This window comes from Streptomyces sp. LaBMicrA B280 (genome assembly GCF_049222185.1).
Taxonomy (GTDB): Bacteria; Actinomycetota; Actinomycetes; order Streptomycetales; family Streptomycetaceae; genus Streptomyces; species Streptomyces murinus.
Window position 1 is genome coordinate 78,830 of sequence record NZ_JBMJCT010000010.1, and the last position, 22,176, is coordinate 101,005.

The window sequence follows — 22,176 nt, forward strand, 5'->3', positions numbered from 1 at the left end:
AGTTGTCAAATGGTCAAAAAGGGAGCGGAATTCAGACAAATGCCAGGTGCAACCGGCGGCGAACAGTGTGTAGTTTGCCAACTGCTCGACCGACACCCCTTACCCCCACGCCCAGCAGTCGACTGTCAGACGCCCAGTCGTATCCGAGATCCCCGAGGTCCCCATCCATGATCGAGATACCGGAGCTGGCCTTCGGCGGCCTGGCCGCCGGGACGGTGTCGGCACTGGCTCTGGGCAGCGGCCTGTGGCGCTCCCGACGTGAACGCGCCCGGCTGCGGCAGGAGATGACCGGCCTGCGCCACCAGGCCGAGCAGTCCGCGCGCGCCGGCGCCGAGGAGGCCGAGCGCGTCCGGCAGGCGTTCACCGCCGAGCTGCGGCACCTCGCCGCCCGGCGCATGCCCGCCGAGGCGTCCCGCACCGCGCACCCGCACGTACCGGTGCCCGGCCCGGTCGGCCCCGAGGGCGCCGCGACCGAGCCGGTGCTGGCCGCCCTGCGCACCGCGGTCCTCCAGGAGCGCAAGCGGGTCGACGCCGCCGCCCGTGCCGGTATGCGCGGCACCACCCGGGAGATCCAGGCGAGCCTCTACCGCCTCCAGGACATCCTGCACGGACTCCAGCAGCGCTACGACGAACCGGAGTTGGCCCAGGACCTCTACAGCCTGGACCACGAGAACGAGCAGTCGCTGCGCCGCGCCCAGGTCGCCGCCGTGGTCTGCGGGGCCTGGGTCGGTCTGGCCCGCGAGGAGTCGCACCTCGTCGACGCCGTCACCGGTGGACAGGCCCGGCTGTCCGGCTACCGGCGGGTCAAGCTCCACAACCATCTCGACCCCGGCACCGCGCTGGTCTCGCACGCCGTGGAGCCCGTCGCGATCATCGCCGCCGAACTCCTCGACAACGCGCTGCGGCACTCCTCCCCGGACACCTCGGTCGTGGTCAACCTCGAACACGTCCACAACGGTGTCGCCGTGACCGTCGACGACGCGGGCGTCGGCATGGCGCCCGACGAACGCGCCGCCGCGCAGCGGGTGGTCGCGGGCACCGACCCGATCATGTTCTCCGACCTGGGCGACCCGCCCCGGATGGGCCTCGCCGCGATCGGCCAGCTGACCCGGCAGTTCGACCTCTCGGTGGACCTGTCCACGCCGTCCCCCTACGGGGGCGTACGGGCGGTCCTGCTGGTCGACAAGCACCTGCTGAGCCACATCGACCCGGCGCTGCGCCCCGCCGCCGCGAGCACCTCGCCCTCCACCCGGACCGGGGAGGTGCCCAGGCCCGAACCACTGGCCGAGCACGCGGAGCACGCCGAGCACGCCGAGCACGCGGAACACGCCAGGCGCACGGAACACACCGAGCCCGCCGAGCACACCCACGCGCCCGCCCAGCCGGTGCCCGGCTCCGCCCAGCCGACGCCCGGCCCCGGCCGTCCCGCGCCCGCGCCCGCCGTCGACGACCTCCCCCGGCGTCGCCGTCGTCAGGTCTCGCCCGACCAGGCCGCGATGATCCGTCCGAGCGCGGCCGGGACCGCCGCCCCCGCCCGCTCGCCCGAGGAGACCGCGGCGGCCCTCGGCGCCCTGCAGTCGGCGACCGCCGCTGCCCGTGATGCAGCCCGATCCGAAGGGACCCCTCCCCGATGACCAACCGCGACACCGGTGACACCGCGTGGGTTCTCGACCCGATCCTCGAAGTCCCGCATGTGAAGGCCGCCGTCCTGCTCACCAGGGACGGCCTGATCTCCGGCTTCTCGGAGGCGCTCAGCCAGGAGTCGGCCGAGCGGGTCGCCGCGATCACCTCGACCGTCCAGGGCGCCTGCCGCACCGCCGCCGCCGCGTTCGCGGACATGCCGGCCGCCCAGCTGCGGCAGGTCGTGATCGAGTCCGACCACGGCTACATCCTGGTCGCCCCGACCGACCACGGCACCTGTGTCGCCGCGTACGGCGACCCCGAGGTCCGGCTCGACCTGCTCGGCCACCGCGTGCACTCCCAGGTGGCGCGGCTCGGCGAGAAGGCGATGGCCGCGGCCCCCCGCGCGGCCGAGGGCGGCGCTTTGCTGTGAGGGGCCACCGGTCCGGCCGCCCGCTGGTGCCCGCCTACCTCTCCACCTCGGGGGTGGCGCGGCCCAGCCGTAACAGCCTGGAGCGCCTGTCGGTGCTCACCTCCACCGCCGGGCCGGTCTTCGGCGACCTGCCCCCGGCCCAGCAGGCGCTGCTCCAGTCGCTGGAGGGCGGCTCCCTGACCGTCGTGGAGGCGGCGGCGCTGCTGCGGCTGCCGGTCTCCGCCGTCCGGGTCCTCGCCGCCGCCCTGATCGACCAGGGGCTGGTGACGGCACGCCCGCCCGTCCCGCCCGCCGCCCAGCCCGACCACGATCTGCTGAAGAGAGTCGCCGATGGCCTCCGCGCCCTCAAGCTCTGAACCCGTCCCGGCCGGCAGCCGGACCGCCGACTCCGGTGTCCGGGCCGGGGAACTCCACCTGCCCGCCACGGCACGGGAGTTGGTGAAGATCGTCGTCGTCGGCCCGTTCGGCGTCGGCAAGACCACCCTGATCGACTCGGTGTCCGAGATCCGCCCCCTGCACACCGAGGAACACCTCACCCAGGCGTCCACCGCCGTCGACGACCTCGACGGGGTGCGGGACAAGAAGACCACCACCGTCGCCATCGACTTCGGCCGGATCACCCTCGGCGGGGAGACCGTCCTCTACCTGTTCGGCACCCCCGGGCAGGAGCGTTTCCGCGCGCTGTGGGCGGACATCGCCTACGGGGCGCTCGGCGCGCTCGTCCTCGTGGACAGCCGCCGTCTCGACGCCTCCTTCGACGTGCTCGGCCTGGTCGAGGAGTCGGGCCTCACGTACGCGGTCGCCGTCAACACCTTCCCGGACTCCCGCCATTACCCCGAGGAGCAGCTGCGGGAATCCCTGGACCTGGCTCCGGACACCCCCTTGGTGGAGTGCGACGCCCGGGACCGCAACTCCTCCGTCGACGCCCTGCTCGCCCTCGTGGAGCACCTGATCGACCTCGACGCCCGCGCGCTGGCCGGGGAGGTGCGCTCATGACGCCCTACCCCGCCCCCGCGGAGTCCTTCGACCGCTCCACCCCGGTACGGCTGTGGGAGGACGGGTTCGCCGTCGACCCGCGCCGCTACTACGAGGCGCTGCGCGCCCAGGGCCCGGTCGGCTGGGCCGAACTCGCCCCGGGCGTACCGGCGTACGTGGTCACCGACCGCCGCGCCGCGCTCGACCTGCTGCACGACGACGCGACCTGGTCCCGCGACCCGCGCCCCTGGCAGGCGACGGTCCCCGAGGACCTGCCGATCCTCGGCATGATGCGCTGGCGGCCCAACACCCTCTTCTCCGACGGCGCCGAGCACGTCCGCTACCGCACCGCGCTGCTCCAGGCGTTCGACCTGGTCGAGCCGCACGATCTGCGCGAGCGGGTGCTGCGCGCCGTGCACATCCTGGTCTCCCGGTTCGGCCCGCGCGGCGAGGCGGACCTGGTGAACGACTTCGCCCGCCCGCTGATGACGCTGGTCTTCAACAGCCTCTTCGGCTTCCCCGAGGGTGAGGCCGACCGCCTCAACGACGCGCTCGGCGCGATGATGGAGGGCGGCGAGGCGTCCGTCCAGGGCGAGGCCGAGTACGGCAGGTACGTCATGGACCTGATCGGCGCCAAGACGGCGCGGCGCGGCGACGACCTCACCAGCCGGCTGCTCGACCACCCGCTGGGCCTGACCACCGAGGAGGTCACCTGGCAGGTCTTCCTCACCCTCGGCGCGGGCCACGAGCCGTCCACCAACCTGGTGAGCAACGCCCTCTCCCGCATCCTCGGCAACCCGGCGTACTACTCCACCCTCACCAGCGGCTCCCGCACCGTGCGGGACGCGGTCCTGGAGGTGCTCCGCCACGAGACCCCGCTCACCAACTACGGGGTGCTGTACGCCCGCAAGTCGCTCAGCTTCCACGGCGCGTGGGTGCGGGCCGCGGTGCCCGTCGTGGTGTCGTACGGGGCGCTCGCGCTGTTCGCGGACGAGGGGCGGGGCGGGACGCACGACCCGCGGGACGCCTCCCACCTGTCCTTCGGCGCGGGCCCGCACACCTGCCCGGTCAAGCACGAGGGGCTGCTGATCGCCACGGAGGCCATCGAGCGGCTCACCCAGTGGCTGCCGGACATGGAGCCCACCGTGCCCCGCGACCGGCTCACCTGGCGCCCGGGCCCCTTCCACCGCTCCCTCGTCTCGCTGCCGGTCCGGTTCACCCCCTGCGCCCCCGACCGTCCCGCCGGCCTGCCGGCCCCTTCCGCGTCCTCTCAGACTGGAGCCCGAGCATGACCACTACGCCCGTCCGCGTGCCCATCGACCCGTTCGGGTCCGACATCGTCGCGGAGAGCGCGCGGCTGCGCGCCCTGGGACCGGTCGTCCCCGTGGAACTCCCCGGCGGCATCCCGGCCTGGGCGCCCACCGGGTACGACGCCCTGCGCACCCTGATCCTGGACCCGCAGGTCAGCAAGGACCCCCGTAAGCACTGGCGGTTGTGGCCCGAGGTCGGCGAACACCCGGAGTGGGGCTGGGTGCTGGGCTGGATCGGCGTGGTCAACATGCTCTCCACCTACGGCGCCGACCACACCCGGCTGCGCCGCCTGGTCGCGCCCAGCTTCACCGCCCGGCGCACCGAGGCACTGCGCGGCCGGGTCGACGCGGTGGCGGCCGAACTCCTCGACAAAATGGCGCAGTCGGGGGCGGACGGCGCCGTCGTCGACCTCAAGGAGGCGTTCGCGCAGCCGCTGCCGATGCTGATCATCTGCGAGCTGTTCGGCGTGCCCGACCATCTGCGGCCGAGCGTCGCCGAGCTGATCGCGGCGATCATGGACACCACCGACCCGAGCCCCGAGCACGCGGACTTCGTGCAGCGGCAGATCGGCACGGTGATCCCCGCGCAGATCGCCTACCGCGCCGAGAACCCGGGCGACGACCTCACCACCGAGCTGATTCGGGTCCGCGACGAGGAGGGCGACCGGCTCAGCGCCGAGGAGCTGCTGTTCACCCTCCTGCTGGTGATCGGCGCCGGTTTCGAGACCACGGTGAACCTGATCGCCAACGCCGTGGTCGAGCTGCTGACCCACCCCGAACAGCTCGCCGCGGTCCGCTCCGGGGAACTCGACTGGGACCGGGTCATCGACGAGGTGCTGCGGGTGCGGCCCTCCATCGCCGCCCTGCCGCTGCGGTTCGCGGTGTCCGACGTCACCGTGGACGGCGTCACCATCCCCGCGGGCGACGCGATCCTCACCACCTACGGCGCGGCCGGTTCGGACCCGGCGCACTACGGGGAGACCGCCGAGGCCTTCGACGCCGCGCGCGCCGCCGACGACCACCTGTCCTTCGGCATCGGCGTGCACCGCTGCATCGGCGCCCCGCTGGCCCGGATGGAGGCCCGCACCGCGCTGTCCGCCCTCTTCGACCGCTTCCCCCACCTGGCCCCCGCCTTCACGCCCGGCGAGCTGAGGCAGGTCCCGTCCTTCATCGCCTACGGCTGGCAGACGGTCCCGGTACGACTGGACGGCTGACGCACCGGCGGATCCGGTGGGGGAGTGCGGCGCCCCACCGGATCGCCCGGCACCTCGATGTCGGACGTGAGCCGGCGGCGCAGCCACGTCCCGGCCCTGCGGTCGACCAGATGGTTGAGCGCGGCCGACAGGGCGAGCGAGAAGCACAGGCCGAGGGCGACGGCGGGGACCAGGCCGAGCGCGGGCACCGCCTTGAGCAGCCCGCGGACGACCGGTATGCCGAGGCTCTGGTGGACCAGGTAGAACGGGTAGGTCAGGGCGCCCGCGTAGACGAGCGCGCGCCAGCGCAGCCGACCGAGGGGGCCGGGCCCGGACAGGGCGAGCAGCAGCAGGAACACCGTGAGGATCGCGGCACAGATCCCCCAGCTCGGCGCGGAGCCCCGGCCCGCCGGGACCGCGTGCTCCGCGACCCGGTCGCCCAGCAGGGTCAGCGTGTAGCACCAGGCGAAGCCGGTGAGCAGCCACAGCAGCAGATTCGGTCCGAAGCGGTGCATCAGATAGAGCGCCATGCCCGCGACGAAGAGCCCGGCGTACTGGGTGAGCAGGAACTCGTCCAGCACGGCGGAGTGCAGCTCGTGGCCGATGGCGGCCAGGGTCAGCCAGAGCACGCAGAACGCGATCGTCCGCCGGTAGGTGAGGCCGATCAGCAGCAGCACGGCCATCAGCAGATAGAACCGGGCCTCCACCCACAGCGTCCAGGCGACCCCGTCGGTGGTCCGCAGCCCGAGCGGCCCCGGCAGCATGGTCAGGTTGCCGAGGGTGGTGCGCAGATCGACGGGCGCCCCGGGCCGCTGTCCGGCGAGCCGGGCGATCCAGGCGACGACGACGATGACGAGGACGACCGTCCAGTAGAGCGGGAAGAGCCGGGCGATCCGGGAGACCGCGAACTGCGCCGGGGTGCGCCCCCAGCAGCTCATGCAGATGGCGAACCCGCTGATCAGGAAGAACGCCTCCACCCCGAGCCAGCCGTAGCGGCTCAGCGCGTGCAGCACGGGGGCGGTGCGCGTCAGGTCGTACGTGCCCCAGAAGTGCGGGGTGGGGGTGCCGAGGTAGTGGTAGGCGGCCACTCCGGCCGCCGCGAGCAGGCGCAGCGCGTCCACGGCGGCGAGCCGCCCGCCGCCCGCTCGGCTCGATGGGGGTGCGGCCTTCGGCGGGGCCGGGACAGCGGAAACGGACATGGTGAAGGTGTCCTTCGTCGGATGGGCTGTGCCACGGGGAAGGTGGCCGCCGGATCACGGCAGGCGGCGGCGGATGGACCGGTGGACCGCGAGGAGGGCCAGGGCGATCAGCGGCACCGTCAGCGCCGCCTGGGTCCACTGCATGGGCCACAGCTGGCCCGCGCTGTGGTAAACGTCGAAGACCCGTGAGCCGTCGGGACAGCCGGCGGGCCCGCACTGCGCGTACGACAGCCATCGGCCGTCGGGGGTGACCACTCCGTCCCGCAGCAGCCAGTCGTCGGGGGCCAGGTCGTAGCCGTGCGGCGGGAACCGGGTGAGGGTCGGCCGCAGGAAGCGGCGCAGCCAGGTCAGCAGGGACAGCACGCCCGCGTACCCGGCGAGGGCGCAGACCAGGGCCGGGACCGTGCGCCGGATCAGCTCCCCGGCCAGCACCCCGATCGCGAAGGCCAGTACGGTCGCCGTCGCGAGGACGGGTCCGAAGGAGTTGTACGGCAGCGCCGAGAACGCGGAGGAGTCGTGGGTGAGCGTCGGCGAGGTGACCGACCGGAGGCGGCCGCCGAGGGCCGCGGCGAGGACGCCCACCGCGGCGGACGCGCCGCCCAGCACGAGGAGTTGACCGGTGAGCCAGCGCTGCCGGGGCACCGACTGCGTCCACAGGAGCCGGTGCGTACGGCGCTCGTACTCCTGCGCCAGCAGCGGCGCGCCGAGCAGTGCCGCCACGAGCGCGGGCACCACCACGAGGGCGAACTGCGCGTGCTGGACCGCCTGGAGCGCGTCGGAGACCTCGCGGACCGTCGCGTCGCACCGGTCGAGATAGGGGAGTTCGGCGCACGAGGTCGCGGCGCGCTCGGCCCGGACCCGCACCATGTCCCGCGCCGTGCGCAGCACCCATGTCGTCAGCAGTGCCGACACCACGGCCGTCGCCGCGAGGGCGCCGCGATGGCGTCGCAGGCTCAGCCGGACCAGGGCCCGGTACCGCACGGGCCGCGGGCGCGGGGCCGGTCGGTGGAGCCGGACCGGCACGACCCGCAGCGGCGACGAGGCGGTCATGCCGCCACCGTCCCGGCGCCGGTCCGGTCCGCGTCGCCGTACCCGTCCGGCCGCATACCGGGGGCCAGCCAGCCCGCCACGGCGGGGGAGCGCAGGTAGGAGACCACCAGCTCCTCCAGGCTGGGGAGTTCGGCGTCGGCCGCCCGGGTGTGCGGCTGCTGGTCGACGCGGACCAGCGTGAGGTGGCGTGGCTCGACGTCCACCGGGTCCACCGGATGCACCCGCCACGGCGCCAGCCCGGCCTGGCACTCCAGCAGGCCCAGCCGGTCGAGCAGCCGGTGTGCGGCGAGCAGTTCGGACAGCTCGCCGGCCAGCCGGATCCGGCCGCCGTCGATCAGCAGCAGATGGTCGATGGCCTCTTCGAGGTCGCCCAGCACATGGGAGGAGAGCAGGAGCGTGCCGCCGTCCTCCGCGACATCACCGAGCAGCAGGCCGAGGGCGGCCCGGCGCACGAGCGGGTCCAGATCGCTCAGCGGCTCGTCGAGCAGCAGCAGCCGGGGCCGCTTGGCGCGCGCGAGGGCGAGGGCCAGCAGGGAGCGCTGGCCGCCGGAGAGGGAACCGGCCTTGCTACGGAGCGGGATCCGGCCCAACTCCAGCAGTTCCTCGGCGCGTTCGCGGTCCCAGCGGGGGTTGAGGTCGCGGCCCGTGGCCAGCAGCTCGGCGGCCCGCATCCGCGGGTACAGGGGGCGGTGCTGGTCGACGAACGCGACCTCGGGGAGCAACGCGTCGGCGTCCGCGGGCTGTCCGAGCACGGTGAGCCGGCCCGAGTCCGGGCGGACGAGCCCGGCCGCGGCCGACAGCAGCAGGCTCTTGCCCGCGCCGTTCGGGCCGACGATGCCGCACACCGCGCCGCGCGGGACCCGGAAGGTGCAGTCGGCGAGCAGGTCCCGGCGCCGCCCGCCCCGCCCGGCGCGCAGCCCGACCCCCTCCGCCTGGACGGCCGTCGGAGCGTGCGTCGTCACCGTGCCCGCCCCTCGGGGGCCCGCTCCGCGAAGCAGGTGTCACCGACGGAGACGACCAGGGCCATGACGTCCTCCCGCTCCAGGCCGTGCTCCCTGGCGCGGGTCATCCACTGCTCCAGCTCCTGCCGCAGCCCCGAGCCGTCGACCCGGTCGGCGCTGCCGAGCGTGCCCACCACGAACGTGCCCAGACCCGTCCTGGACTCCACCAGGCCCCGCCGCTGCAGCTCCTGATACGCCCTCAGCACGGTGTTGCCGTTGACCACGGCGCTCTCCACCACCTCACGGGCGGTGGGCAGCTTGTCGCCGGGCTTCAACAGGCCCAGCCGCAGGGCCTGTTCGGTCTGCTCGATGATCTGCTGATAGGCGGGGGTGCCGCTGGATCTGCGCAGCTGGTACTTCATCGGGTAACCCTTTCCCTAATTGATTAGGGAAAGTAGTCACCACCTGAGGCGGTGTCAAACCGTCGCGCCCTGGGCTCCCGCGTCGGCGAAGCCCCACCGGAGTACTCCGATGGGGCTTCGCCGTGCGGACTGCCGTGCCGGGCACGGTGCCGGATCAGACGGTCGTCGGCAGCTCCGCCGGTGCCGGGGCGAGCGCGCGGTGGTGGCGGCGGGCGACGGTGAGCGCGCCGAGCAGGAGCCCGTCAGGGCTGAAGTGCGGGGGAGGGAGGTGGTTTTCGAGCGTCGGGAGGTAGTTCCACCGGGTCGAGGGGTGGGCGGAGTGCGCGTAGTGGTGGAGGTCGCCGTAAGGGAGCCAGGTGACGGCGGCGAGGGCGGTGAGGACTCGGCTGTGCGGGTAGAGACGCAGACAGCGTCCCGCTTCGATCCGAGCGGGGGTGCCGGTGCGGTGCTCGGGATCGAACCAGGTGTGCTCCACCAGCAGGGACATCCAGGCGAGCTGCGGATAGAGCAGCAGTCGCGGCAGCATGACCCCGCATACCAGAGCGGTCCACCCGCCGGCCAGGTACGCGACCGCGGCGACGACGGCCGGGGCGCAGGCGCGGTGCCAGGCGCCGGGCCCCCGGAGGTGCGCGGCGAGGCCGGCGGCGGTGAGACGGATGCCGCGTGGCGTCAGCGGATGGATCAGGGCGGCCGCGTACCTGGGGCCGGTGATACCGGGGCGCAGGCCCGCCCGGTGGAGTTCGGCGAGATTGGGGTCGCCTGCCAGGGTGGCATTGGGGTGGTGGTCGCGGACGTGCCGGCGCCGGCGCGCCAGGAGCGGGCCGAGCGCGAGGGGGTGATGGACGAATGCCTCGCCGAGCAGATGGTTGGCGCGGTTGGTGCGGGCCAGGACGCCGTGGACGGCGAAATGGCTGATCTCCTGCAGGTGCCGGAAGTGGACCGCGACCGCGATCGCCGCCGCGGTGGCGAGGAGCGGGCCGTGCGCGGCGAGCAGCCACCATCCTGTGATCTGCACCCATTGCCCTGTCAGCAGCAGGGACGGAGTGAGGTCGTTGGCACGCAGGCGCTGGAGGGCTATGAGCTCCCGGGCTCCGGCGGAGCGAGGTCGCTGACGCGCGAAGTGCAGCCGGTCGATCTGGCGCAGGGCGACGCCGACGACGATGAGCGCTAAGGCGATCGACATGATGTTCCTGGTACGGACGAGCGGAGACGGGTGGATCACCCGCAAGGTCGTCACGCACAGTACATCTAGTGGACTAGTTCGGTGAATGGGGAAGTGAAACGGCCTCCGCCCCAAGGGGACGGAGGCCGCGCGTGACGGGGGGACAGATGCGCGCTACAAGGCGTCGACGGTCGTGCTGACCCGCTGCTCGTCCCAGGCGCCGGCGTCGAGCATGGCGCGCGCGACGGCTTCATAGGTCCGCAGGGCACGCGGAGCGGAATCGGCGCCATTGCCCCAGACACCTTCGAAACGGAGACGCCAGCGATCGACCCCCTTGAAGTACACCGAACTGCGGCCGCGGGTGTAGTCGGCGTCTCCCTGTTCCTCCTCGACCAGGACGGCGGCGGCGGCGAAGACGACATAGTCGACGGCTTCGTCGGCGCGCAGCCGGTCGCGTACGGCGAGGCCGCAGACGACGCCGATGTCGCGGTGCCGGCCGATGAGTTCCAGCAGGGCCCGGGCGAACTCTTCCTTGAGCAGGTCGTCGCGGTAGACGATGAAGAGACGGTTGATGGTGCCGTGGCCCTCAAGGAAGCGACGGTTGGCGGCGAGGTATTCGCGGCGCTGGTTGAGTAGTCGGGGATTGGTGGTCAGGTCCGCGGCGAGGATGCGTGGGGGATCGGAAGCCGCGTCGGTGAGGGCGTCGATCAGCAGTGCCGACAGCCGAGGGACCTCGGAGGCGTAGACGCGGAGGTGGCCGTCGGCGATCTCGCCGTAGTCGGAGACGAGTTCACGTTCGAGATGAGTGCGGACGACGTCGTAATACCGGGCGTCGTCAATGGATTTGAGGTTGGTGGTTCTGCGCAGTCGGATATAGGACCGGTGCGTCCACAGATGACCGATGGCCAGGATCACGATGAGGGCGCCCTGGATCACGACGAGCGCTTTGAGGTCGACCCGCTCGACGGCCCAGCCGATCACCGGCGTGACGAGCCCGGCGATGCCGATCACCGCGCCCAGTACGGGTGAGCCGAGCGCATCGGTGACCCGCGTCAGCGGGTCGCGCTGCTGCTCCGGCATGAAGTCTTCCCCCTTCGGCGGCCGAAAGGCCGGACAAGAGTATTCCCGGCGGACATGCGGCCAGGTGCTGTCAGTTGAGTGGCGAGGGCAGGGTGATGTCGTACTCGATGTCCCAGCGACTCGCCGGAACGAAGAAGTCCGCGGTCTCCACCGCGCGGCCGTCCGTGGCGAAGTGGGTGCGCTCGATCAGCGTGGCCTGTGCCCCGGCCGAGATGCCCAGCAGATGCGCCTGGTCGCGGTCGGCCTGTACGGGGCAGGGCCGCTCGACGGCCCGTACGACGACGATTCCCAGGTGCGCCATACGGGCGATCACTCCGGCACCGGCCAGTGGACCGCCCTCGGGCAGTACCACCAGGGTGCCACCGGTGATCGCCATGGGCTCCCAGCTGGTCGCCAGCATCACCGGCTGCCGGTCGGCGAGGAACTCGTAGAAGGTGCGTACGCAAGGATCGCCGGTTCGAATGTCCAGCCGGTCGGCGATGTCCGAGGGTGCGGGGACCTTGGCGGTGGAATCCGCCTCCCATGTGCCGGTGAACCCGGACGGGGCGACACCCGTCTGATCCGATACGGCCGGGACGCGACGGAGGATGTGCCGCGGAACAGGTGCCCGGACGTAGGTACCGGAGCCCGCCCGGCCCTCCAGAAGACCTTCGGCGATCAGCAATTCCTGCGCGCGGCGGATGACGTTCTCCCCGACCCCGAATTCCGCACCGAGTTTGCCCCGGGAGGGAAGCCGGTCGCCCGGATCCCAGCAGGAGTTGGCGATGCGCGACCGAAGGCCCTCCGCAACCCGCAAGTAAGGCGCACCTGCTGAGTGAGAGTCAGCCATCGATCTCCTCGGGCACATTGCCGACCGGTACGTGTTGACAATCTAGTTCACGAGCTGAAATCTAGTTAACTAGAAGTACTCTTTGTGATCTCAGGTCGATTCGATTGCGAGCCACTGTGGACCACCCCTGCCCAAAGGCCGCGATCGACGACGCCATCGCCCGGCTCACCGCCCTCACCGGCACCCGGCCCCGCCTCGTCCGCGAACCAGACGCAGTCCGTATCGAGACCGACGTCACCGAGAACCTGCTCGAACGGTGGGATCAGCTCCTCGCCGTCCTGGAGCTGGGCACCGCTTTCGGGCTCACCGATACCGCCACCGGCCAAATCGCCTGGTTGAGCTTCACGGCAGGAGGAGGCAAGCCCGCATGAGCGCCACTGCCGTCGGCCCGACCACGTATCCCTTCGCCAAGGGACACGGCGCCGGCAATGACTTCCTCGTGCTGCCCGACCCCGACGGCCGGCTGCGGCTGTCCGCCACCGAGGTGGCGAGGCTGTGCGACCGTCGCACCGGCATCGGTGCCGACGGCCTCCTGCGCGCCGTGCGCTGCGACGCCACGCCCGAAGCCGACGGCACGGCCGCGGAAGCCGAGTGGTTCATGGACTACCGCAATGCCGACGGCTCCCTTGGGCAGATGTGCGGCAACGGCATCCGGGTCCTGGCCCGCTACCTCGTCCATGCCGGACACTGCCCGCCCGGTGCACTCACGCTCGCCACCCGCGCGGGCCCGCGTACCGTCCATGTCCCCCACGACGAAGCCGGTCCCGACGGGTCTGTCACCGTCGACATGGGCAGCCCCCGGCTCTCCGGCCTCGCGGACGTCGTCGTCACCGTGGGCGCCGACGCCTGGCCCGCCCTGCATGTCGACATGGGCAATCCGCATGCCGTCGTCTTCGTCGACGACCTTGCCGACCCGGGTGATCTTGTTTCGCCACCCGTCGTCACCCCGGCGGACGCCTACCCGGAGGGTGTCACCGTCGAGTTCGTCGTCTGCCGTACGCCGTTCGACCTCGCCCTACGCGTTCATGAACGGGGCGTCGGTGAAACCCGTGCGTGCGGTACCGGCGCCTGCGCCGCCGTGGCCGCTCTGCCGGCCGGCCCTGCGACCGGCAGTTACACGGTCGACATGCCCGGTGGGGGGCTCCGCGTATCCGTTCTCGCCGACGGCGCCATGCGGTTGACGGGCCCCGCGGTCATCGTCGCTCAAGGCACCGTGTCCCTGTAGGAGGTTGCCCCTGGGCTGTCACCTGCGGTGAAGGTGCCGGTCATGGCCAGACCCACGGTGCACAGGGCCGCAAGGGCCATGGCGGCGATGACGGTGAACGCGGGGCGTTCCCTGCTGTAGAACCGTTCGGGCTTGTCCAAGGCGGTGAGCCGGGCGGTGCGTCGGCTGGACCATCGAGGGTACAACCCTGTCTCCCCTTCGGTCATTCACTGGTCGGGTCCGCCCTTCCCGAGGGATTCGGAGAGCGGGCGTAGGTGTTGATCGCGGCGGCGATCAGGGTGAGAGCCGGCCCGCCGCTGTGGGCGAGCTGACCGAGCCGCGTGAAATCATCCAGGTATCGCTTGACCTCACCCGTCTGTTTGACGGTCAGGAACGCCGACACCAGCTCGACGTTGACCTGGCGGTCGTCGAACACCCAGAAGTCCTCGACCGGCGGCATCAGACTGCGGTCGGCGCTCAGGGGAATGATCCCGAGGCTGACGGAGGCCAGCACGCTTACTTCCAGGAGCCTGCTGAGCTGCTCGATCATGACTTCTTGCGGTCCCATCCGCCGGTAGAGCACGGACTCCTCCAGGACCACGTCGAACTCCTTGCCCCTCTCGGTCAGCACTCTCTGCTTGTCCATGCGGGTGACGACCGCGGCGTCCACATCGTCAGGAAGGCCGCGGCGCTCCCGGATGCCGGCCAGGACCGCTTTGGTGTAGGCACGTGTCTGCAGCGGACCAGGGATCAGGTTCTGGGCGTACGCCCTGAATCTGCGTGTCTGGTCCCACAGGGGCAGGACTCTCTCCTGAGCGCGCTTGAGTCCTGCCTTCTCCATGGCCCGCCACTCGACGTACATGCCGTCGATGCCCCGGGCGATGCCGATGAGTTCTGCCGCGGCGGAACCATCTCCGCAGGCCCCTGCCCAGACCTCGATGTCCTTCGGTGACGCGGCCTTGTGACCGTTCTCGATACGGCTGCACTTGGATTCGTGCCAGCCGCACCGGCGCGCCAGCTCACGGGCCGTCAGGCCGTGTTGCTGTCGTAGGGCGCGTAGCTGCTGCCCCAGGGCGAGTCGGGCTTCCCGGATGCTCGAAGAGGTAGGCATGCGCACAGTGTGCAGCCTTCCGGCTCACGGCATCTAACGGCATGAATGCCCAACTGGCCCGGAACTCCGTGGTCAATCGGCTATGTTCTCCGTCTTCTTTGCGGTTTTGTGCGGCATGGCTTCATGTCTCGGGAAGAGGGACAGCAGCCGGGCGGGGAACTCGACGACGGTCTCGTGGTCGGGCACGAGGATGGACGACAGACGGGCGGGGTCGTCCACCTTCCACGACTGCAGCAGGTAGCTGTCCGTCTCATCGTCGTAATAGAGCGTTGGACTGCCATTGTTCGGGCTTTCCGGGTCCTTGCACAGCAAGTGCAGCGCCACAGATACCTCCATGTGGCCAGGGGCGTCTTGACCCTTCGAGGGTGAACGATTGCGCACCGTGACGCCGGGTACTTGCGTGGACTTGCGGTAGGCACTCAGCAGATTCCCGAGGGTTTGCGGATACTTGCATCGCTGTGCTCGTGGGCGCCACGTTCGACAGCCACGGGCCCTCAACCGCATACGGCCCCGGGCGCGCACCGCCGTCGGAGGCGGAGCCCACCCGGGGCCTCGAATCGGGTACTTCCCGTACGGTCAGGCCACCGTCCCCCCGTCCGCCAGGGTGAGGGCCACGTCGACGATCATGTCCTCCTGCCCGCCGACCAGGCCCCGGCGGCCGCACTCCAGCAGGATGGCGCGGACGTCGACGCCGTGGCGCGCGGCGGCGATCTCCGCGTGCCGCAGGAAGGAGGAGTAGACACCGGCGTAGCCCAGGGTGAGGGTCTCCCGGTCCACGCGGACCGGACGGTCCTGGAGCGGGCGGACCAGATCGTCGGCGGCGTCCTGGAGCCGGAACAGATCGCAGCCGTGCTCGATCCCGGAGAGGTTCGCCACCGCGATGAACGCCTCCAGCGGGCAGTTGCCCGCGCCCGCGCCGTGCCCGGCGAGGGAGGCGTCGACCCGGCGCACCCCGTTCTCGACGGCGACGACGCTGTTGGCCACCGACAGGGACAGGTTCTCGTGGGCGTGGATGCCGATCTCGGTGGCGTCGTCCAGGACGTCCCGGTAGGCGCGGACCCGCTCGGCCACGTCCTTCATGGTGAGCCGCCCGCCGGAGTCGGTGACGTACACGCAGTGCGCGCCGTAGGACTCCATCAGCCGCGCCTGCTCGGCCAGCCGGGCCGGTTCGGCGCGGTGGGAGAGCATCAGGAAGCCGGACACGTCCATGCCCAGTTCACGGGCCGCGGCGATGTGCTGCGCGGAGATGTCCGCCTCGGTGCAGTGGGTGGCCACCCGGACCGAGCGCACCCCGAGGTCGTAGGCGGTCCGCAGATCGTGGATGGTGCCGACGCCGGGCAGCAGCAGGGTGGTCAGCCGGGCCCGCTCCAGCACCGAGGCCGCCGCCTCGATCCAGGCCCAGTCGGTGTGCGAGCCGGGGCCGTAGTTGAGCGAGCCGCCCGCCAGCCCGTCGCCGTGCGCGACCTCGACGGCGTCGACACCGGCGGCGTCCAGCGCCCGTACGATCCGCCGGACGTCCGCCGGGGTGATCCGGTGCCGTACGGCGTGCATGCCGTCCCGCAGGGTCACGTCCTGGACGTAGATGCCGCTCATACCGTCACCTCGCGGGCCGCGATCCGCTCGGCCACCCGCAGGGCGGCCGAGGTCATGATGTCGAGATTGCCCGCGTAGGCCGGGAGGTAGTGGGCGGCGCCCTCGACCTCCAGGAACACGGACACCTGGTGGGTCGGCCGGGCGGCCGCGCCCTCGGCCAGCAGGGTCTCCACCGGCTGGTCCCCGGGCACCGGCGTGATCTGCACCCGCTGCTTGAGCCGGTAGCCGGGGACGTAGGCCGCCACCTCGGCCACCATCGCGGCGACGCTCTCCCGGATCGCGGCGTGCGCGGCGGAGTCGGGGGCCTCGACGAGACAGAACACGGTGTCCCGCATGATCAGCGGCGGCTCGGCCGGGTTGAGGACGATGATCGCTTTGCCGCGGTCCGCGCCGCCCACCTCGACCAGCGCCCGGGACGTGGTCTCGGTGAACTCGTCGATGTTGGCGCGGGTACCGGGACCGGCCGACCGGGAGGCGATCGAGGCGACGATCTCCGCGTAGCGGACCGGGACCACCCGGGAGATCGCGGCCACCACCGGAATCGTGGCCTGGCCGCCGCAGGTCACCATGTTGACGTCCGGAGCGTCCAGTTGCTCCTCCATGTTGACCGCCGGGACGACGTACGGTCCGAGCGCCGCCGGTGTCAGGTCGATCAGCCGCTTGCCGAGCGGCGCCAGCTTCGCGGCGTTGGCCCGGTGGGCCCCCGCCGAGGTGGCGTCGAAGACGATGCCGATCTCCTCGAAGCCGGGCAGCGCGATCAGCCCGTCCACGCCCTCGTGCGTGGTGGCCACGCCCAGCCGCCCGGCGCGCGCCAGACCGTCGGACGCCGGGTCGATGCCGACCAGGGCCCCCATCTCCAGGTGCCGGGCGGTGCGCAGCACCTTGATCATGAGATCGGTGCCGATGTTGCCCGAGCCGATGATGGCGACCTTGGTGCGGGGCGCGCCCGCCGTGTGCGTCGTCATGCCGTTCCTTCCCCGATGACGGTGGTGACCGTGCCCAGACCGCCGATCACCGCGGTGACGTGCGCGCCCGGCGTGAGCGGGCGCATCGGGCCGAGCGCTCCGGAGAGCACCACATGCCCGGCCCGCAGCGGATCGCCCAGCTCGCGCGCGGTGCGGGCCAGCCAGAGCACCGCGGCGAGCGGATCGCCCAGGCAGTCCGCGCCGGTGCCCTCGGCCACGGTCCGGCCACCCACGGACATCTCCATCACGGCCGTCCGCGGCTCGAACTCCGCGAGGGTGCGGGCCCCTCGGCCGAGCACGAAGGCGCCCGCGGAGGCGTTGTCGGCGACCGTGTCGGACAGGGTGATGTCCCAGCCCGCGATCCGGCTGCCGCAGATCTCCAGGGCGGGCACCGCGTGGTCGACGGCGGCCCGCACCCGGGCCAGGTCCAGCGGGCCCTCGGCCAGGTCCGCGCCCAGCACGAACGCGATCTCGGCCTCGACGCGGGGCTGGAGCACCGACGCGTACGGCACCGGCTCGCCGTCCGCGTACCCCATGTCGTCCAGCAGGACCCCGAAGTCCGGCTGATCCACGCCCAGTTGGCCCTGTACGGCGGGCGAGGTCAGCCCGATCTTGTGGCCGACGACGCGTGCGCCGCGGGCCGTCCGCGCCGCCGTGACCCGCTGCTGCACGGCGTACGCGGCACCGGTGTCGCCGGTGCCGATCAGCTCCCGTACCGGCGCACAGGGAACGCCGTCGGCGGCGGCCGTCAGCAGCCGGACGGCCGCCTCCTCGACGCCGCGTGACACCTGCCCGATCTCAGTCATCGCTGGGATTCCCCCGGACGAAGTCGATGACCAGCCGGTTGAACTCCTCGGCGTGCTCGATCATCGCCCAGTGCCCGCAGCGGTTGAGCAGGACCAGCCGGGAGTCGGGGATGCTCGCCAGCAGGAACAGGGAGCTCTCGAAGGGGACCACCCGGTCGTCGCGGCCGTGGATCAGCAGGGTGGGCACCGTGATGCCGGGCAGCAGCGCCGGGTCCACCCAGCGCGGCAGCGGCGCCCCCTGCGGCAGCCCCGCCACATAGTTGGCGAGGTGCTCGGGCCGGGCGAGGGCCGCCTGGGAACGGGCGTCGCACAGCTCAGGAGTGGCGAAGCGCGCCTTGTCGTAACACATGATCTCGACCAGCCGGCGCATGTTCTCCGGGCTCGCGTCCCGGTAGGCCTCGATGAGGACCTTCAGCCCCTCGGACGGGCCGTCACCGGCGCCGAACAGGCTCGGCATCCGCCCCACCGGCGGTCCCATGGTCACCAGGTGGCTGATCCGGTCGGGGTGCTCGGTGGCCAGCCGCAGCGAGGTCTGGCCGCCCATCGAGTTCCCCACGAACGCGGCCCGTTCGATGCCCAGCGCGTCGAGGAACTGGATCGCCGCGTCGACATGGTCGAGCCGGTCCACCGTGGCCGGGGCGGACTCGCCCCAGCCGGGCATGTCGACGGCGTACACATGGAAGTGCTCGGCGAGCGCCTCGATGTTGCCGCTGAAGTTGCTCCAGCCGGTCGCCCCCGGGCCGCTGCCGTGCAGCAGCACCAGCGGACGGCCGGAACCGGCCTCGTAGTAGCGCAGCGTCCAGTCGCGGGTCGTGACCGTCCGCGCGATCTGCTCCTTGTCGAGTGCCATCAGCGCTCTTCTCCTTCGGTCGAATCCAGCGGGGACGGGGACGGGGACGGGGCCGGGGGCGAGGACGGGGCCGCGGCCAGCAGTTCGGCCACCACCTCCGGCGGGCGATGGCCCCAGCTGTGCAGCCGGTCGAGGGTGCGCACCTGCCAGGTGGCGTCGTCGATGACGAGCCCGCCCCAGCCGTACTCGACGGAGAAGCCGGCGGGGGTGCGGACGTAGAAGCTGAACATCTGGTCGTTGGGGTGCATCCCCAGCGTCATCTCGAACGGCTGCCCCGCGTCCATGCAGCGGTCGTAGGCCAGGCCCACGTCCCGGATGTCGGTGACCTCGACCATGAAGTGGTGGGTGCGCTTGGGCGAGGGCATGTCGCCGAACGCCACGCTGTGGTGGCGGCCGTTGCAGTGCAGGAAGATCAGGTCGGCGACGATGCCGGGGGCCAGTTCCTCGACGATGATGTCGCTGATCCGGAAGCCGAGCAGGCCCTGGTAGAAGCCGAGGTACTCCTCGCGGCTCACCCCGTGGGCCAGCAGCACCTGGTGTCCCGCGCCGCCGGGCCCGGTGACGAACTCGCCGAGCAGCGAGGCGGAGGCGAAGGGGGTGTCGGCGTCGGCCAGACCGGTGACCAGTTCGAGGCGGTTGCCCATCGGGTCGGTGGTGGCGAAGATCCGCTCCACCCGGCGGTCCGCGGCGAGCGCCGCGTCGCCCTCCTCGACCTGGAGTCCCGCGGCCCGCAACTTCTCGACCAGCGCGTCGAGTTCGGCGTCGCCCTCGACCTCGTACCCGCTGGTGACCAGGTCCTCGGCCGGTCCCCGGGTGACGATCCAGCGGTGCGCCTTCTCGTCCATGCGCAGCGTGCGCCGGTCCGCGCCCCGCTCCCCGAGCTGCATGCCGAGCAGCTCGACGCCGAAGTGCTCCCAGGCGGCCGGATCGCCGACCTCGTAGACGACGTAGGCGAGTTCCTTGACTCCGCTCATGGCGGATCCCTCCTTCGAAGGTTGACGGACGGAAGGTCAGGCCGGGACGCCGAGCCCGCTGGTGTCGGCGGCGGCCACGAAGCGGTCGGGGCGCAGGGCCACCGCGCGCACCCCGTAGCGGCGCAGCCAGGAGCTGAGCACCCCGTCCAGGTCGACGAGTTCGTCGGGGCCCCGGGTGTGGGCGTTCTGCGGGCGGACGGCGCGGTAGCGGGCGCCGAGCGCGTCCCACCCCCGGCGCTCCTCCTCGGTGAGCAGCGTCGCCGGGTCGACGTCGTCGCCGAGCAGGACGAAGGTGTCGCCGAGCAGCTCGTCCAGCCGGGCCATCCGGCCGACGGTGTCGCCGACCACCGGCTGCGGCACCATCCGGCCGACGATGCTGGCGTCGCCCAGCGGGCCGCGCAGCCAACCGGCCTCCAGCACCGGCGGCGCGATCAGCGGCGGCTCGAAGGGGGTGACGCCGCCCTCGGGCGGTGTGGACAGGGCGGCCCGCTCCACGTCGGAGATCTTCTGCTCGATCACCCGGCCGAGCTGCACCGCGAGCCCGGTGTAGAAGGCGGCGTTCGGCCGGCGCTCGCTCTCGTAGCTGTCGAGCCAGGACTCGGGCAGCCGTCCGGCCAGCACCCGGCCGAGCTTCCAGCCCAGGTCGTGCGCGTCGCGCATCCCGGTCTGCATCCCGGCGCCCGCCCACGGCGGCATCAGATGCGCGGCGTCACCGGCCAGGAAGACCCGGCCGGAGCGCCAGGTGCGGGCCATCCGTACGTGGTGCCGGTAGAAGGCGTGCTGGTGGATCTCGACGTCGTCCTCGCTCACGCCCAGCGCCCTCAGCAGCTCCCACACCTCGGTCCCGGTGGGGAAGTCGGCCTCGGTCTCGTCCGGCTTGAGCGGGATCTCCCAGCGGTGGTTGCCGGCCGACAGCGCGATGTCGACGACCGGCCGCTCCTTGTCCGTCCAGAAGGTGAGGAAGTCGCGGTCGGGCCACCAGCGCTTGACCCGGCAGTCGATGACCACCCAGGTGACCTCGGCGGTGTCGCCGAGCAGCTCGATGCCGAGCCGCTGCCGGGTCCTGCTGCTGCCGCCGTCCGCGGCGATCGCGTACCGGGTCCGCACCCGGCCGACCTCGCCCGTCTCCGTGTCGGTGGTGGTGATCGTGACCCCGTCCGCGTCCTGCTCGATCTCGGTCACCTCCGCGCCGTAGCGCACCGAGATCAGGTCCTCCCGCTCCCGCGCGCAGGACCGCAGCTCGGTCTCCATGACCGGCTGGTAGATGTTGTAGAAGCGCGACTTCGCCCCGAGCGCCGACGGCGGGTGCTCGATGCGCATCACCTCGTGCCCGTCGTACGTCACCCAGCGCAGTGCGCGCTGCGGGTCGATGACCTTCTCGATGCGCTCGTCGACGCCGAGGCTCTGGAAGATCCGCATGGTCCAGTCGTTGACGGTGACCGCCCGCGCCCGCGGATAGATGTCCCGGTCCCGTTCGAGGGCGATCACCCGCGCGCCCTGCCGAGCGAGGGTGAGAGCACCGACGACGCCCGTAGGGCCGTAGCCGATGACGGCGACGTCCGCGTCGAAGTTCTGGGGCATGGCGGCCTCCTTGCCGATCATCCCAAGTTTTGGACCGGTCGTTCAGTCCAATAGCGGGGACTTTCACACGGCCGGAAAAACCGGTCAAGGGCGTGCATCACGGATTCCGCACAGCAGAATCAGGGCCGCTACGGGCGCCGGTCGCCTAAGATCCGGGCGATTCGGCGCGGGTATGCTTCGGCGGGTGGCACCAGGGCGTGACAACACCGGAAACCGCAGGGGGCGGCGCTCCCGGGAAGAGATCCTCGACGTCGCGTCCCGCCTGATGGCCGAGCGCGGATACGCGGCGACCACGCTGTCGGCGCTCAGCCAGGAGTCGGGACTGCCCAAGAGCGCCGTCTACCACCACTTCCGCTCCAAGGGCGGGCTGCTGTCCGCGGTCATGGAGCACGGCGCCTACGCGTTCTTCGAGCACATGGCCCGGGCGCAGGAGCACCCCCCGAAGGGCGGGAGCGCGCGGGAGCGGCTCGGCTGGTACCTCCGGCGCACCGGCGAGGTCTTCCTCGCCAACCCCGACTTCCTGCGGCTGCACCTGATCCTGGTGATGAACGCCGAGGCGGCGAAGGACGCGGAGGCCGCGGAGGTCGACCGGATCGTCGCGCGGGTACGGCGGGACGGCCGCGCGCACATGAACCACATGATCGCCGACTCGTTCGCCGGGTACGGCCCCCAGGTCGCGCAGACCGTGGCCGACCGGCTGGACCACTTCGCCATCGCGGGCTTCGACGGGGCCTTCGTCGCCTGGCAGGCCGACCCCTCCCACTCCATGGCCGAGGCGATGGAACTGCTCACCGACGCGATCGCGAACCTCGGCGAGTCCATCGCGGCGGGCCCCCGGCCCTGACGGAGGGGCTCAGCGGTCCTCGGTCCTGGCGGAG

At 71.9% G+C, this 22,176-nt stretch carries 24 protein-coding genes; 9 read left to right on the plus strand and 15 right to left on the minus strand.

Going from position 1 to position 22,176, the window contains the following annotated elements; translation table 11 throughout:
- Nucleotides 1–167: 167 nt before the first annotated feature.
- The 6 genes from ACLF5H_RS09850 to ACLF5H_RS09875 are packed head-to-tail and all read left to right on the plus strand — an operon-like array spanning nucleotide 168 to nucleotide 5,552.
- Entirely contained in the window at nucleotides 168–1,634 is a 1,467-nt protein-coding gene (locus tag ACLF5H_RS09850) for an ATP-binding protein (RefSeq protein ID WP_421675674.1), read from the plus strand.
- Nucleotides 1,631–2,053, plus strand: a complete 423-nt coding sequence (locus tag ACLF5H_RS09855) for a roadblock/LC7 domain-containing protein (RefSeq protein ID WP_421675675.1) — start codon at nucleotides 1,631–1,633, stop codon at nucleotides 2,051–2,053. Before ACLF5H_RS09850 ends, ACLF5H_RS09855 begins: the two co-directional genes overlap by 4 nt.
- Entirely contained in the window at nucleotides 2,050–2,409 is a 360-nt protein-coding gene (locus ACLF5H_RS09860) for a DUF742 domain-containing protein (RefSeq protein ID WP_421675676.1), read from the plus strand. Before ACLF5H_RS09855 ends, ACLF5H_RS09860 begins: the two co-directional genes overlap by 4 nt.
- Nucleotides 2,384–3,049 (plus strand): GTP-binding protein, encoded by a 666-nt coding sequence (locus ACLF5H_RS09865; protein WP_421675677.1) that lies wholly within the window; start codon nucleotides 2,384–2,386, stop codon nucleotides 3,047–3,049. Before ACLF5H_RS09860 ends, ACLF5H_RS09865 begins: the two co-directional genes overlap by 26 nt.
- The gene (locus ACLF5H_RS09870; protein WP_421675678.1) at nucleotides 3,046–4,320 is read left to right on the plus strand and encodes a cytochrome P450; all 1,275 of its coding nucleotides are present in this window, start codon (nucleotides 3,046–3,048) and stop codon (nucleotides 4,318–4,320) included. Before ACLF5H_RS09865 ends, ACLF5H_RS09870 begins: the two co-directional genes overlap by 4 nt.
- Nucleotides 4,317–5,552 (plus strand): cytochrome P450 family protein, encoded by a 1,236-nt coding sequence (locus ACLF5H_RS09875; RefSeq protein ID WP_421675679.1) that lies wholly within the window; start codon nucleotides 4,317–4,319, stop codon nucleotides 5,550–5,552. The genes ACLF5H_RS09870 and ACLF5H_RS09875 overlap by 4 nt, the downstream gene beginning before the upstream one ends.
- Here ACLF5H_RS09875 and ACLF5H_RS09880 read toward each other — a convergent pair.
- The 7 genes from ACLF5H_RS09880 to ACLF5H_RS09910 form a co-directional block, all read right to left on the minus strand.
- The gene (locus ACLF5H_RS09880) at nucleotides 5,513–6,730 is read right to left on the minus strand and encodes an acyltransferase family protein (RefSeq protein WP_421675680.1); all 1,218 of its coding nucleotides are present in this window, start codon (nucleotides 6,728–6,730) and stop codon (nucleotides 5,513–5,515) included. The two genes, ACLF5H_RS09875 and ACLF5H_RS09880, sit on opposite strands and share 40 nt — an antisense overlap.
- Before the next feature lie 54 nt (nucleotides 6,731–6,784).
- A complete protein-coding gene (locus ACLF5H_RS09885) occupies nucleotides 6,785–7,780 on the minus strand; it encodes an ABC transporter permease subunit (protein ID WP_421675681.1) in 996 nt (331 codons plus the stop codon).
- Entirely contained in the window at nucleotides 7,777–8,742 is a 966-nt protein-coding gene (locus tag ACLF5H_RS09890; protein WP_421675682.1) for an ATP-binding cassette domain-containing protein, read from the minus strand. Before ACLF5H_RS09890 ends, ACLF5H_RS09885 begins: the two co-directional genes overlap by 4 nt.
- Nucleotides 8,739–9,143, minus strand: a complete 405-nt coding sequence (locus ACLF5H_RS09895) for a GntR family transcriptional regulator (RefSeq protein ID WP_421675683.1) — start codon at nucleotides 9,141–9,143, stop codon at nucleotides 8,739–8,741. Before ACLF5H_RS09895 ends, ACLF5H_RS09890 begins: the two co-directional genes overlap by 4 nt.
- 154 nt (nucleotides 9,144–9,297) lie before the next feature.
- Complete coding sequence (locus ACLF5H_RS09900) at nucleotides 9,298–10,326, minus strand: dihydrouridine synthase (protein ID WP_421675684.1); 1,029 nt, start codon at nucleotides 10,324–10,326, stop codon at nucleotides 9,298–9,300.
- Nucleotides 10,327–10,479: 153 nt separating this feature from the next.
- Nucleotides 10,480–11,385 carry a hypothetical protein gene (locus tag ACLF5H_RS09905; protein WP_421675685.1) on the minus strand — a complete coding sequence of 302 codons (906 nt, stop codon included), beginning with the start codon at nucleotides 11,383–11,385 and terminating at the stop codon, nucleotides 10,480–10,482.
- Between the two features lie 70 nt (nucleotides 11,386–11,455).
- Nucleotides 11,456–12,214, minus strand: a complete 759-nt coding sequence (locus ACLF5H_RS09910) for a GntR family transcriptional regulator (RefSeq protein WP_421675686.1) — start codon at nucleotides 12,212–12,214, stop codon at nucleotides 11,456–11,458.
- Between the two features lie 104 nt (nucleotides 12,215–12,318).
- On the opposite strand from ACLF5H_RS09910, the gene ACLF5H_RS09915 reads away from it, so the two are divergent.
- Both ACLF5H_RS09915 and dapF read left to right on the plus strand, forming a co-directional pair.
- Entirely contained in the window at nucleotides 12,319–12,585 is a 267-nt protein-coding gene (locus ACLF5H_RS09915; protein ID WP_421675687.1) for a hypothetical protein, read from the plus strand.
- Entirely contained in the window at nucleotides 12,582–13,439 is an 858-nt protein-coding gene (gene dapF / locus ACLF5H_RS09920; RefSeq protein WP_421675688.1) for a diaminopimelate epimerase, read from the plus strand. Before ACLF5H_RS09915 ends, dapF begins: the two co-directional genes overlap by 4 nt.
- Before the next feature lie 202 nt (nucleotides 13,440–13,641).
- On the opposite strand, the gene ACLF5H_RS09925 is transcribed toward dapF, so the two are convergent.
- From ACLF5H_RS09925 to ACLF5H_RS09960, 8 genes are all read right to left on the minus strand, one after another.
- Nucleotides 13,642–14,529, minus strand: a complete 888-nt coding sequence (locus tag ACLF5H_RS09925) for a helix-turn-helix domain-containing protein (RefSeq protein WP_421675689.1) — start codon at nucleotides 14,527–14,529, stop codon at nucleotides 13,642–13,644.
- A gap of 72 nt (nucleotides 14,530–14,601) precedes the next feature.
- The gene (locus ACLF5H_RS09930; RefSeq protein ID WP_421675690.1) at nucleotides 14,602–14,853 is read right to left on the minus strand and encodes a hypothetical protein; all 252 of its coding nucleotides are present in this window, start codon (nucleotides 14,851–14,853) and stop codon (nucleotides 14,602–14,604) included.
- Nucleotides 14,854–15,105: 252 nt separating this feature from the next.
- Nucleotides 15,106–16,122 (minus strand): 4-hydroxy-2-oxovalerate aldolase, encoded by a 1,017-nt coding sequence (dmpG, locus tag ACLF5H_RS09935; RefSeq protein ID WP_421675691.1) that lies wholly within the window; start codon nucleotides 16,120–16,122, stop codon nucleotides 15,106–15,108.
- Nucleotides 16,119–17,087 (minus strand): acetaldehyde dehydrogenase (acetylating), encoded by a 969-nt coding sequence (locus tag ACLF5H_RS09940; RefSeq protein ID WP_421675692.1) that lies wholly within the window; start codon nucleotides 17,085–17,087, stop codon nucleotides 16,119–16,121. The genes dmpG and ACLF5H_RS09940 overlap by 4 nt, the downstream gene beginning before the upstream one ends.
- Complete coding sequence (locus tag ACLF5H_RS09945; RefSeq protein ID WP_421675693.1) at nucleotides 17,084–17,893, minus strand: 2-keto-4-pentenoate hydratase; 810 nt, start codon at nucleotides 17,891–17,893, stop codon at nucleotides 17,084–17,086. Before ACLF5H_RS09945 ends, ACLF5H_RS09940 begins: the two co-directional genes overlap by 4 nt.
- Nucleotides 17,886–18,743, minus strand: a complete 858-nt coding sequence (locus tag ACLF5H_RS09950; protein WP_421675694.1) for an alpha/beta fold hydrolase — start codon at nucleotides 18,741–18,743, stop codon at nucleotides 17,886–17,888. The genes ACLF5H_RS09945 and ACLF5H_RS09950 overlap by 8 nt, the downstream gene beginning before the upstream one ends.
- Nucleotides 18,743–19,717: a VOC family protein gene (locus ACLF5H_RS09955; RefSeq protein ID WP_421675695.1), complete on the minus strand. Its 975-nt coding sequence runs from the start codon at nucleotides 19,715–19,717 to the stop codon at nucleotides 18,743–18,745. The genes ACLF5H_RS09950 and ACLF5H_RS09955 overlap by 1 nt, the downstream gene beginning before the upstream one ends.
- Nucleotides 19,718–19,753: 36 nt before the next feature.
- On the minus strand, nucleotides 19,754–21,298 hold the full coding sequence (locus ACLF5H_RS09960) for an FAD-dependent monooxygenase (protein WP_421675696.1): 1,545 nt from the start codon (nucleotides 21,296–21,298) through the stop codon (nucleotides 19,754–19,756).
- Nucleotides 21,299–21,482: 184 nt separating this feature from the next.
- On the opposite strand from ACLF5H_RS09960, the gene ACLF5H_RS09965 reads away from it, so the two are divergent.
- Entirely contained in the window at nucleotides 21,483–22,142 is a 660-nt protein-coding gene (locus ACLF5H_RS09965) for a TetR/AcrR family transcriptional regulator (RefSeq protein WP_421675697.1), read from the plus strand.
- Nucleotides 22,143–22,176: the final 34 nt, after the last annotated feature.

Excerpts from the sequence above, each read along its gene's own strand:
- ACLF5H_RS09850 (WP_421675674.1), top strand. The coding sequence starts at position 168 with ATGATCGAGATACCGGAGCTGGCCTTCGGCGGCCTGGCCGCCGGGACG.
- ACLF5H_RS09855 (WP_421675675.1), top strand. The coding sequence starts at position 1,631 with ATGACCAACCGCGACACCGGTGACACCGCGTGGGTTCTCGACCCGATC.
- ACLF5H_RS09865 (WP_421675677.1), top strand. The coding sequence starts at position 2,384 with ATGGCCTCCGCGCCCTCAAGCTCTGAACCCGTCCCGGCCGGCAGCCGG.
- ACLF5H_RS09870 (WP_421675678.1), top strand. The coding sequence starts at position 3,046 with ATGACGCCCTACCCCGCCCCCGCGGAGTCCTTCGACCGCTCCACCCCG.
- ACLF5H_RS09875 (WP_421675679.1), top strand. The coding sequence starts at position 4,317 with ATGACCACTACGCCCGTCCGCGTGCCCATCGACCCGTTCGGGTCCGAC.
- ACLF5H_RS09880 (WP_421675680.1), bottom strand. The coding sequence starts at position 6,730 with ATGTCCGTTTCCGCTGTCCCGGCCCCGCCGAAGGCCGCACCCCCATCG.
- ACLF5H_RS09885 (WP_421675681.1), bottom strand. The coding sequence starts at position 7,780 with ATGACCGCCTCGTCGCCGCTGCGGGTCGTGCCGGTCCGGCTCCACCGA.
- ACLF5H_RS09895 (WP_421675683.1), bottom strand. The coding sequence starts at position 9,143 with ATGAAGTACCAGCTGCGCAGATCCAGCGGCACCCCCGCCTATCAGCAG.
- ACLF5H_RS09900 (WP_421675684.1), bottom strand. The coding sequence starts at position 10,326 with ATGTCGATCGCCTTAGCGCTCATCGTCGTCGGCGTCGCCCTGCGCCAG.
- ACLF5H_RS09905 (WP_421675685.1), bottom strand. The coding sequence starts at position 11,385 with ATGCCGGAGCAGCAGCGCGACCCGCTGACGCGGGTCACCGATGCGCTC.
- ACLF5H_RS09910 (WP_421675686.1), bottom strand. The coding sequence starts at position 12,214 with ATGGCTGACTCTCACTCAGCAGGTGCGCCTTACTTGCGGGTTGCGGAG.
- dapF (WP_421675688.1), top strand. The coding sequence starts at position 12,582 with ATGAGCGCCACTGCCGTCGGCCCGACCACGTATCCCTTCGCCAAGGGA.
- ACLF5H_RS09925 (WP_421675689.1), bottom strand. The coding sequence starts at position 14,529 with ATGCCTACCTCTTCGAGCATCCGGGAAGCCCGACTCGCCCTGGGGCAG.
- dmpG (WP_421675691.1), bottom strand. The coding sequence starts at position 16,122 with ATGAGCGGCATCTACGTCCAGGACGTGACCCTGCGGGACGGCATGCAC.
- ACLF5H_RS09940 (WP_421675692.1), bottom strand. The coding sequence starts at position 17,087 with ATGACGACGCACACGGCGGGCGCGCCCCGCACCAAGGTCGCCATCATC.
- ACLF5H_RS09945 (WP_421675693.1), bottom strand. The coding sequence starts at position 17,893 with ATGACTGAGATCGGGCAGGTGTCACGCGGCGTCGAGGAGGCGGCCGTC.
- ACLF5H_RS09950 (WP_421675694.1), bottom strand. The coding sequence starts at position 18,743 with ATGGCACTCGACAAGGAGCAGATCGCGCGGACGGTCACGACCCGCGAC.
- ACLF5H_RS09955 (WP_421675695.1), bottom strand. The coding sequence starts at position 19,717 with ATGAGCGGAGTCAAGGAACTCGCCTACGTCGTCTACGAGGTCGGCGAT.
- ACLF5H_RS09960 (WP_421675696.1), bottom strand. The coding sequence starts at position 21,298 with ATGCCCCAGAACTTCGACGCGGACGTCGCCGTCATCGGCTACGGCCCT.